Genomic DNA, 9,978 nt, shown 5'->3' on the forward strand with positions numbered 1-9,978 from the left:
GACCGGTGGCTGCGGGACCGGGTCCGCGCCGAGGGATGTGCCGTGACCGGCCCCGCGGCCCTGTGGCGGGTGCTCGACGCACCGCGCCCAGGGCGAACCCACCGCCGGTGGAACCCCCGCCGGTGAGCCCCGTCGGCGCTCCCGGACGTCTCAGACCTGGGCGCCGTTCTCGGGATCGGCGCCGTCCGGCGGACCCTGACGGACCCGCAGCAGCGCCAACGCGATCCCGCTGGCCACCGCCAGCAACCCGAGCGGTAGCGCGAGGGAACCACTGAGCCCGAACACGCCGGGAGCGGCGAGCAGGACGATCCCGACCACGAAGAACAGCAGCACCACGAACGCACCCTTGCGCGGCCGGGGGAGAGGGGGCGGCTCCGGGGGCACGAAGTGCTCGTCGTCCTCCCCGGGGTCGTCGCCGAACAGCGTGTCGTCCCAGTCGGTGTCGGCCTCGCGCCAACGCGAACCCGCACCGGGGTCCGTTCCGCTCCCGTCGGCCCGGTGGGAGGGACCCCGGCGCGGGATGCCCGACCGGTCACCGCGGCCGGCTCCGGTGGGCCCGTCGGGGGAACCGTCGGGCGTGTCGTCGTCCCCGTCAAGCTCCCGGGTCGTCCCCCCGGGGCCGGGATCGTCGTGCGGATCACCGGCGAGCGTGTCCGCGTCCGCGCCGAGCCCCTCCGCCCGCAGATCCGCGACGATCCGCTCGAACGTGGCGTCGACGTCCTCCGGCCCGTCCGCGCCTGACGTAGGGTTCATCGGACACCAACCTGTCTGACCGAGTTCACGAAGTACCCGACGCGCCCGCGGATCCGCGCGTCGTGGTCCCGGGTTGCCACGTGCGCGCCGCGCTCAAGCGCGGTCCCGGGCCCACCGGTACGGGGAAGCGGCGCGGCGGGGGAGAGCACAGGCATGCCCGGTCGTCCTTCCGTCGAGCTGTGTCCCCCCAATGTTCGCACGGACGGGAGGTCTCGCGAGGCGGTACCGTGAGGGTGACGGCGGGAGGGACCGGGGCGTCCGGCGTCGCCGGGGACACCGCGGGTCCGGTTCGCCGCGGGTACGCCGACACCGGTGTGGGCCTGGCGCTGTGATCTCGATCGCCGTGGCCGGTGCCGCCGGGTACCGCTGTTGTGCCGTCTCCTCCGGGATTCGTAAGCTGACCGGTCGGCGGCTCCGGCGCCGCCGTTCGTCGTGCGCACCGAGGAGGGACCCCGCAGTGCTGTATTGGTTCATGAAGTACGTGCTGCCGGGGCCCCTGATGCGGTTGTTGTGGCCCGCCAAGGTGATCGGGGCGGAGAACATCCCGGACGAGGGCGGCGTCATCCTCGCGGGGAACCATTTGGCCGTCGCGGACTCGTTCTTCATGCCGCTGCGGGTCTCCCGCCGGGTGACCTTCCCGGCCAAGCAGGAGTACTTCACCGAGCCGGGCCTCAAGGGCAGGCTCAAGAAGTGGTTCTTCTCCGGTGTCGGCCAGTTCCCGATCGACCGCTCCAGTGGCTCGGCGGCCCAGGCCGCGATCGACACCGCCGTCCGGCTGGTGCGCGAGGGGCGGCTGCTCGGAATCTACCCGGAGGGCACCCGGTCGCCCGACGGCAGGCTCTACAAGGGCAAGACCGGCGTCGCGCGGATCGCCCTGGAGTCGCGGGCCCCGGTGGTCCCCGTCGCGATGGTGGGCACCGAGAAGGTCAACCCGATCGGTTCGCGGCTGTGGTGGCCGCGCCGGATCGAGATCCGGTTCGGCACGCCGCTCGACTTCTCCAGGTACGAGGGGCTGTCCGGGGACCGGTTCATCGAACGGTCGATCACCGACGAGATCATGTACGCGCTGATGGAACTGTCGGGTCAGGAGTACGTCGACGTCTACGCCGCGAAGGCCAAGGAACTGCGCGACGCCGGACAGACCGAGGCCCGCCCCGCGGTCCCCGCGCAGGGCGACGCGGGTGGGACCGCCCGGATCCCGGAGTCGAAGGCGAGCTGATCCGCTCCCGGAACCCGGTGGCCCGTCGAGTACCGTGCCCGCGTGCGGTTCTTCTACGACACCGAATTCATCGAGGACGGCGTGACGATCGACCTGGTCTCGATCGGTGTCGTGGACGAGACGGGACGCGAGTTCTACGCCGTGTCGACCGAGTTCGACCCCGCCAAGGCGGGCCCGTGGGTGCGGGAGCACGTGCTGACCAAGCTGCCCCCGCCCGGGGACCGGGCGTGGCGCGGTCGGGAGCGCATCCGTGCCGACCTGCTCGACTTCTTCGGGGAACCGGCCGAGGGGATCGAGCTGTGGGCGTGGCTGGCCGCCTACGACCACGTGGTGCTCGCGCAGCTGTGGGGGCCCATGCCGGCGATGCCGCGTACCCTCCCCCGCTTCACCCGGGACCTGCGGCAACGGTGGGAGGACCTCGGCAGGCCCCGGTTGCCGGGCGCACCCGACGACGCCCACGACGCCCTGGCCGACGCCCGCCACAACCTCGAACGCTGGCGCGTCCTCGAACAGGTCCGCCAGGACCTCACCCGCCGTCGCGCCTTCCCCGCCCGGTAGGGGTGTTTGACGCAGGGAAGGGGTCCTTCACGGCACCACCGTCCGGTGGGGCCGTCAGCGCCGGGTACGGACGGCGTCGGCGAGTTCGTCCAGGAGGGTGGCCGTGGTGGGCCAGTCCAGACACGCGTCGGTGATGCTGCGGCCGTAGGTCAACCCGTCCGCGCGGCCGAGGGTGAGATCCTGCCGTCCGGCTTCGAGAAAGCTCTCCAGCATCACGCCCGCCACACCGGGCTCGGCCGTACCGACGCGGGCGGCGAGCTCGCGCACCACGTCGGCCTGCCGGTGGTGGTCCTTGCCGCTGTTGCCGTGGCTGGCGTCCACGATCACCCGTTCGGGCAGACCCGACGCGCGCAGGCGGGTGAGGGTGTCGGCGACGGTGTCGGGGTCGTGGTTCGGCCCCGTCGAGCCCCCGCGCAGGATGACGTGGCAGTCCGGGTTGCCGGACGTCGTCAGCAGGGCGGCGAGGCCGTCGGCGTTGACCCCGGCGAACACGTGGCTCGCCGCGGCCGCCCTGGTGGCGTCCACGGCGACCTGCACGTCGCCGTCGGTCGAGTTCTTGATCCCCACCGGCATCGACAGGGCGCTGCACAGTTGCCGGTGCACCTGGCTGGCCGCGGTGCGCGCGCCGATGGACCCCCAGGTCACGGTGTCGGAGAGGAACTGCGGGGTGATCGGGTCGAGGAACTCGGTCCCGACGGGCAGCCCCAGCGCGGAGATGTCGAGCAGCAGCCTGCGCGCCGCCCGGAGCCCCTTGTTGACCGCGTAGCTGCCGTCCAGGTCCGGGTCGTTGACCAGTCCCTTCCAGCCCAGCGTCGTCCGGGGCTTCTCGAAGTACACCCGCATCACGACGTGCAGTTCGTCGGTCACGGTCGCGGCGTGCTCGGCCAGCCTGCGCGCGTAGTCCAGGGCGGCGGCCGGATCGTGGACCGAACACGGTCCGACGACGACCAGCAACCGGTCGTCCCGGCCGTCGAGGATGTCGACGACGTCCCGCCTGCCCTGGGCGACCGTCTTGGCGACCCCGGGGCCCACGGGGTGTTCCTGACGCAGCAGGGCGGGGGAGAGCAACGGGCTGACACCCGTGATCCGCTGGTCGTCCAGCGTGTGCACCGGGTCGGTGTGGTCGGGTGCGTTCACCGCGGTCGCGGAACGGTCCGGTTCGGCCGTGGGGGTCATGGCTTCCTTTCCGCAAGCCGCCCCGACCGTGACCGCCGAGCCGGCTTGTCCTCGTCCGGCTCGGAATGGTCGGTGGTCAGCGCACGGTGTCGCCGACCGGCCCACCCCGGGCCGGCCCGCTAAACCAGAAAGCGAAGCGCTGCACGGAACGCACCCTACCAGGTCGGTGATCCGCTGCACCGATCAAGACCCCGCCGGGATAGGCTGGCGACCGGAAAATGTGACGGAGGACAACCGGAGAGGTGTCGTGGTGATGCGAGTCGGCGTGCTGACCGGTGGAGGCGACTGCCCGGGGCTCAACGCGGTGATCCGCGCGGTGGTGCTGAAGGGAATCGAGACGCACGGTTGGGAGATCTTCGGCTTCCGCAGCGGTTGGCGCGGGGCCATCACGGGGGAGGGTCGGTGGCTGACCCGTGACGACGTCGAGGGCATCCTCACCCGGGGCGGCACCGTCCTCGGTTCGTCCCGCACCAACCCCTACAAAGAGGACGGCGGCGTCGAGGCGATCCGGTCCGTGGTCGCCGACAAGGGCCTCGACGCGATCATCGCGATCGGGGGCGAGGACACACTCGGGGTGGCGAACCGGCTCACCGCGGACGGCGTGAAGGTCGTCGGGGTGCCGAAGACCATCGACAACGATCTCGCCGCCACCGACTACACCTTCGGCTTCGACACCGCGGTGCACATCGCCACCGAGGCGGTCGACCGGCTGCACACCACCGCCGAGTCGCACCACCGTGCCCTGGTGGTGGAGGTGATGGGCCGGCACGCGGGGTGGATCGCGCTGCACTCCGGCCTGGCCGGCGGCGCGAGCGTCATCCTGGTGCCGGAGCGCCCGTTCTCCGTCGACACGGTGGTCGAATGGGTCCGGCGGCGGTTCGAGCGGGAGTACGCACCGATCATCGTCGTCGCCGAGGGGGCCCTGCCGGAAGGCGGGGCCGAGGTGCTGCAGACCGGCGAGACCGACGCCTTCGGGCACGTCCGGCTCGGCGGGGTGGGCAACTGGCTGGCCGACGAGATCGCCCACCGCACCGGCAAGGAGTCGCGCGCGGTCGTGCTGGGCCACACCCAGCGCGGCGGCACCCCGACCGCCTACGACCGGGTGCTGGCCACGCGGTTCGGACTGCACGCGGTGGACGCCGTCGCCGACGGGGATTCGGGCGTGATGGTGGCCCTGCGCGGCACCGACATCGTCCGGGTGAAGCTGGCGGAGGCCACCGCCGAGCTGAAGACCGTACCGCCGGAGCGCTACGCCGAGGCCGAGGTCTTCTTCGGCTGAGGGGTTCCCCCCCGACCCACTCCCGCTGCTGACGGCCGACCGGCCCGGGACACCGGGGACCCCCGCCGATGTCCGGGGCCGGTCACTGGAGGGAGCGTGTGACCGCCCCTCCCTCACTCGTCGGTGTGGTCGACCGACGCCGATGCGCTACGTTGCGCACACTCGTCGTGGAGGTGAGTGATGTCGGAATCGGTCAGTGACGAGGCGCGGGGTGCGGACGACACCGACACCGGCGGGGAGACCTCCGGGGTGCGCAGGCAGTGGACCGGACTCGTGCTCGGCCCCGTGCTGGCCGTGCTCACGTTCCTGCTGTTGCCGGGAAGCCTGTCCCCGGACGGCCGGGTGACGGCCGCCGTCGCGGTGCTCATGGCCGTGTGGTGGGTCACCGAGGCGTTGCCGCTGGCCGCGACGGCCCTGCTGCCGCTCGTGCTGTTCCCGTTCCTCGGCGTCGGGGAGATCGAGGAGGTCGCGGCCCCGTACGCCGACGACATCATCTTCCTGTTCATGGGCGGATTCCTGATCGCCCTGGCGATGCAGCGCTGGAATCTGCACCGGCGGATCGCGTTGCGCACCGTCCTGGCCGTGGGGACCGGGCCGGTGCGGCTGGTCGCGGGGTTCATGCTCGCCACGGCGTTCATCAGCATGTGGGTCAGCAACACGGCCACCGCGGTGATGATGCTGCCGATCGGGGTGTCGGTGCTCGGGCTGGTGTCCCAGCTGGGCGACGGCGAGGGCGACACCAACTTCGCCACGGCGCTCATGCTCGGCATCGCCTACGCGGCCTCGATCGGCTCGCTGTCCACGATCATCGGCACACCGCCGAACACCCTGCTGGTCGGCTACCTGGAGGAGAACTTCGGCATCACCCTCACGTTCGGGGAGTGGATGCTGTTCGGGCTCCCCGTGTCCGCGGTGTTCCTTCTGCTCGCCTGGCTGGTCCTGACCCGGGTGGTGTTCCGGCCGCGCCTGCGGTCCCTGCCCGGCGGCCGCGAGCTGATCCGCGGCCGGCTGGCGGAGATGGGCCGGATGAGCCGGGGCGAACGCAACGCGCTGGCCGTGTTCGTGCTCGCGGCGGTGTCCTGGATCGCCATCCCGGCGTTGGCCGACGTCGACGCGGTCGCCGAGGTGGCCCCCTGGCTGGGCAACGTCTCCGACGCGGGCATCGCGATGGCCGCGGCCGTGGTGCTGTTCCTGCTGCCCGTGGACGCGCGCGCCGGGGTCCGCACGCTCGACTGGGACACGGCCAAGACCCTGCCCTGGGGTATCCTGCTGTTGTTCGGGGGTGGGCTGAGCCTGTCCACCCGGTTCACCGACACCGGCCTGAGTGAGTGGATCGGTGAGCAGGTCGGCGGGCTGTCCGTGCTGCCGCTGATCCTGCTGGCCGCCGCGGCGGCCCTGCTCGTGCTGATGCTGACCGAGTTGACCAGCAACACCGCCACGGCCGCGGCGTTCCTGCCGATCCTCGGCGGGGTCGCCGTGGGGCTCGGCCACGGGCCGATGGTGCTCGCCGTGCCCGCGGCGATGGCCGCGACCTGCGCGTTCATGTTGCCCGTGGCGACCCCGCCGAACGCCATCGTCTTCGGGTCCGGCCACGTCCGCATCGGGCAGATGATCCGGGGCGGGGTGCTGCTCAACGTCATCGGGCTGGTGCTGATCACCCTCGCCGCGTACACCCTCGGCGGGTGGGTCCTCGGCCTCACCTACTGAGCCCGGACGGGGCCGACGTAGCGTGGGAGCATGGCGTTCACCGGCTTCGGCGAGTACGCGATCGACTTCTTCGACGGGCTCGTGGTGGACAACTCGAAGGCCTACTGGCGGGAGAACCTGCCCACCTACACCAGGGACGTGCGGGCCCCGATGGAGGCGCTGCTGGCGGAGCTGCTGGCGGAGTTCGGCGACTTCGGCGAGGGCAAGGTCTTCCGCCCGTACCGGGACGTGCGTTTCGCCCGGGACAAGAGCCCGTACAAGACGCACTGCGGGGCGGTCGTCGAACGGGGCCGGGGCGGTGGCGCGTTCTACGTCGAGGTCGGCCCGGCGGGGCTGCGCGCCGGCGGCGGCTGCTTCCACCTGGCCCCGGACCAGCTCGCCCGGTTCCGCCGGGCCGTCCACACGGACGTGCACGGCGGGGAACTGGCCGACCTCGTCGCGGAGTTGCGCGGCGCGGGCTGGGAGATCTGCGGGGACCGGCTGCGGACCCGCCCCCGCGGGTTCGGAGCCGACCATCCCCGTATCGAGCTGCTACGGCACCGCACGCTGTACGCGCTGTCGACCTGGCCCCCCGACGACGCCCTGCACGAGCGCACCTGCCTGGACCGGGTGCGCACCGCCTGGCGCGCGTTGCGGCCGATCAACGACTGGGCGGCCGCGCACGTCGGCGCGAGCGAGCTGCCCCGCCGGTGACCCGCCACCGGTGACCGACCGGCAAGCCCCGGCCGCGCCCGGTGACATACGCGGCACGACCGACACGGGATCGGTACAGACGTGGGCGCGCCGACCGGCTAGGCTTTTCGGGTGTGAGCAGACGAGCGAAGATCGTATGCACCCTCGGCCCGGCGACGGCGACGGCGGACAAGGTCCGGGCGCTCGTCGATTCGGGGATGGACGTGGCCAGGATGAACTTCAGCCACGGCACCCACACCGACCACAAGCAGGTCCACGACCTCATCCGGACCGCGGCGCGGGAATCCGGGCGCGCGGTCGGGATCCTCGCCGACCTGCAGGGTCCCAAGATCCGGCTGGGTGAGTTCGCGGGCGGTCCCGTCGACTGGCGCGCCGGCGACAAGGTGCGCATCACCGTCGACGACATCGCCGGGACCCACGAGCGCGTCTCCACCACCTACAAAGGGCTGGCCGAGGACGCGAAGCCCGGCGACCGGCTGCTGGTGGACGACGGCAAGGTGGCCCTCGTCGTCGAGCGCGTGGAGGGCGCCGACGTGATCTGTGAGGTCGTCGAGGGCGGCCCCGTCAGCAACCACAAGGGCGTCTCGCTGCCGGGTATGGACGTGTCGGTACCCGCCCTGTCCGACAAGGACATCGAGGACCTGGAGTTCGCCCTCGAACTGGGTGTGGATTTCGTGGCGCTGTCGTTCGTGCGCTCCCCCGCCGACATCGACCTGGTGCACCAGGTGATGGACCGGGTGGGCCGGGGGAGGGTGCCCGTCATCGCCAAGCTGGAGAAACCCGAGGCGGTCTACAACCTGGAGGCGGTCGTGCTCGCCTTCGACGGTCTGATGGTCGCCCGCGGGGATCTCGGTGTGGAGTTGCCGCTGGAGCAGGTGCCGCTGGTGCAGAAGCGGGCCATCCAGATCGCCCGGGAGAACGCCAAGCCGGTGATCGTGGCCACCCAGATGCTCGACTCGATGATCGGCAACTCGCGGCCCACCCGTGCCGAGGCGTCCGACGTGGCCAACGCCGTGCTGGACGGCACCGACGCGGTCATGCTCTCGGGCGAGACGAGCGTCGGCCGCTACCCGGTCGAGACGGTGGAGACGATGAGCAAGATCGTCGAGGCCGTGGAGGCGGACATGCCCGCGGTCCCGCCACTGAGTCACGTCCCCCGGACCAAGCGGGGGGTCATCTCCTACGCCGCCCGGGACATCGGGGAGCGGCTGAACGCCAAGGCGCTGGTCGCCTTCACCCAGTCCGGTGACACCGTGCGCAGACTCGCACGACTGCACACCCGCCTGCCGTTGCTCGCGTTCACCCCGCTGGAGAGCGTGCGCTCGCAGCTGGCCCTGACCTGGGGCACCACGGCGCGGATCGTGTCGCCGGTGGACTCCACCGACCGTATGATCCAGCAGGTCGACCACGCGATGCTGGAGACCGGTCGGTACCAGCCGGGGGACAACGTGGTCATCGTGGCGGGGTCGCCCCCCGGAACGGTCGGCTCCACGAACCTCATCCGGGTCCACCGGCTCGGTGAGGAGGACCACGCGTGAGCGTGTCGGCGGGACGGGGTGCCGGGCAGCGCCGCCCCGACCGTGTTGAATCGGTGTCATGACTGAGCTGGCACGGCAGGCCGCCACGGGGTTGGACACCGACGGCGGGATGGGCGGACAGGCGGTGCTGGACCGGCTGGTCGCCCTGCTGGACCTCGAACGGATCGAGGAGAACATCTACCGGGGGGTGAGCCCGGCACACTCGCCGACCCGCGTGTTCGGCGGCCAGGTCGCCGGACAGGCCCTGGTCGCGGCGGGGCGGACGGTGCCGGAGGAGCGTGGAGTCCACTCCCTGCACGCCTACTTCATCCGCCCCGGTGACCCCGAGGTGCCGATCGTGTACGAGGTCGACCGGATCCGGGACGGTCGCTCGTTCACCACCCGCCGGGTGGTGGCGGTCCAGCACGGTAAGGCGATCTTCTCGCTGTCCGCGTCGTTCCAGCTCACCGAGTCCGGCGTCGAGCACGGCGAGCCGATGCCGGACGTCGCCGATCCCGAGTCGCTCCCGACGTTGCCGCAGCGCGCGGAGGGCTACGAGGAGCTCGGGCTGCGCGCACTGCCCCGGCCGATCGACCTCCGCTACGTCCACGACCCGCCGTGGGTGAGCCGGTCGACCGGCGAGCCCCCGGAGCGCAACCGGGTGTGGATGCGGGCCGACGGCACACTGCCCGACGACCGGCTGCTGCACGTCTGTGTGCTCGCCTACGCCTCCGACATGACGCTGCTGGACTCGGTGCTGGCCCGGCACGGTGTGTACTGGGACTTCGACAAGGTGCTCGGTGCGAGCCTGGACCACGCGCTGTGGTTCCACCGGCCGTTCCGGGCCGACGAGTGGTTCCTCTACGACAGCACCTCACCCACCGCCTCGGGCGGGAGGGGACTGGCCACCGGGCGTCTGTTCACCCGGGACGGTGCGCACATCGCGACGGTCGTGCAGGAGGGCCTGATTCGCGTCCTGTGAGGACCGGGGTGCTCACGGACCCGCTCGCGCCGCCGGCGCGGTGGGGTCAGCCGGCCGCGGTGGGGGTCAGCCGGCGAGGTGTGCGGCCGGCCGC

The 9,978-nt window shown here is 71.9% G+C and carries 9 protein-coding genes; 7 read left to right on the forward strand and 2 right to left on the reverse strand.

Features of this window, described 5'->3' with window-relative positions; genetic code table 11:
- Positions 1 to 150: 150 nt before the first annotated feature.
- Positions 151 to 753 (reverse strand): hypothetical protein, encoded by a 603-nt coding sequence (locus tag SACHA_RS0107950; protein WP_019808615.1) that lies wholly within the window; start codon positions 751 to 753, stop codon positions 151 to 153.
- 457 nt (positions 754 to 1,210) lie between these two features.
- Between SACHA_RS0107950 and SACHA_RS0107960 the strand changes: the two genes are divergently transcribed.
- The gene (locus tag SACHA_RS0107960; RefSeq protein WP_019808619.1) at positions 1,211 to 1,972 is read left to right on the forward strand and encodes a lysophospholipid acyltransferase family protein; all 762 of its coding nucleotides are present in this window, start codon (positions 1,211 to 1,213) and stop codon (positions 1,970 to 1,972) included.
- Between the two features lie 42 nt (positions 1,973 to 2,014).
- On the forward strand, positions 2,015 to 2,530 hold the full coding sequence (locus SACHA_RS0107965; RefSeq protein ID WP_019808620.1) for a polyadenylate-specific 3'-exoribonuclease AS: 516 nt from the start codon (positions 2,015 to 2,017) through the stop codon (positions 2,528 to 2,530).
- A 54-nt stretch (positions 2,531 to 2,584) separates the two neighbouring features.
- Here SACHA_RS0107965 and SACHA_RS0107970 read toward each other — a convergent pair whose 3' ends face one another.
- Positions 2,585 to 3,706: a 3-deoxy-7-phosphoheptulonate synthase gene (locus tag SACHA_RS0107970; RefSeq protein WP_019808623.1), complete on the reverse strand. Its 1,122-nt coding sequence runs from the start codon at positions 3,704 to 3,706 to the stop codon at positions 2,585 to 2,587.
- Positions 3,707 to 3,959: 253 nt separating this feature from the next.
- Between SACHA_RS0107970 and SACHA_RS0107975 the strand changes: the two genes are divergently transcribed.
- From SACHA_RS0107975 to tesB, 5 genes are all read left to right on the forward strand, one after another.
- Positions 3,960 to 4,985 (forward strand): 6-phosphofructokinase, encoded by a 1,026-nt coding sequence (locus SACHA_RS0107975; protein ID WP_028662988.1) that lies wholly within the window; start codon positions 3,960 to 3,962, stop codon positions 4,983 to 4,985.
- Between the two features lie 180 nt (positions 4,986 to 5,165).
- On the forward strand, positions 5,166 to 6,692 hold the full coding sequence (locus SACHA_RS0107980; RefSeq protein WP_019808627.1) for an SLC13 family permease: 1,527 nt from the start codon (positions 5,166 to 5,168) through the stop codon (positions 6,690 to 6,692).
- 30 nt (positions 6,693 to 6,722) lie between these two features.
- On the forward strand, positions 6,723 to 7,385 hold the full coding sequence (locus tag SACHA_RS0107985; RefSeq protein WP_019808629.1) for a DUF2461 domain-containing protein: 663 nt from the start codon (positions 6,723 to 6,725) through the stop codon (positions 7,383 to 7,385).
- Between the two features lie 113 nt (positions 7,386 to 7,498).
- Positions 7,499 to 8,923, forward strand: coding sequence for a pyruvate kinase (gene pyk, locus SACHA_RS0107990; RefSeq protein WP_019808631.1), 1,425 nt, complete (start codon positions 7,499 to 7,501; stop codon positions 8,921 to 8,923).
- Between the two features lie 58 nt (positions 8,924 to 8,981).
- Complete coding sequence (gene tesB / locus SACHA_RS0107995; RefSeq protein WP_019808633.1) at positions 8,982 to 9,884, forward strand: acyl-CoA thioesterase II; 903 nt, start codon at positions 8,982 to 8,984, stop codon at positions 9,882 to 9,884.
- Positions 9,885 to 9,978 lie beyond the last annotated feature (94 nt).

It is taken from the genome of Saccharomonospora halophila 8, assembly GCF_000383775.1.
Classification (GTDB): domain Bacteria; phylum Actinomycetota; class Actinomycetes; order Mycobacteriales; family Pseudonocardiaceae; genus Saccharomonospora; species Saccharomonospora halophila.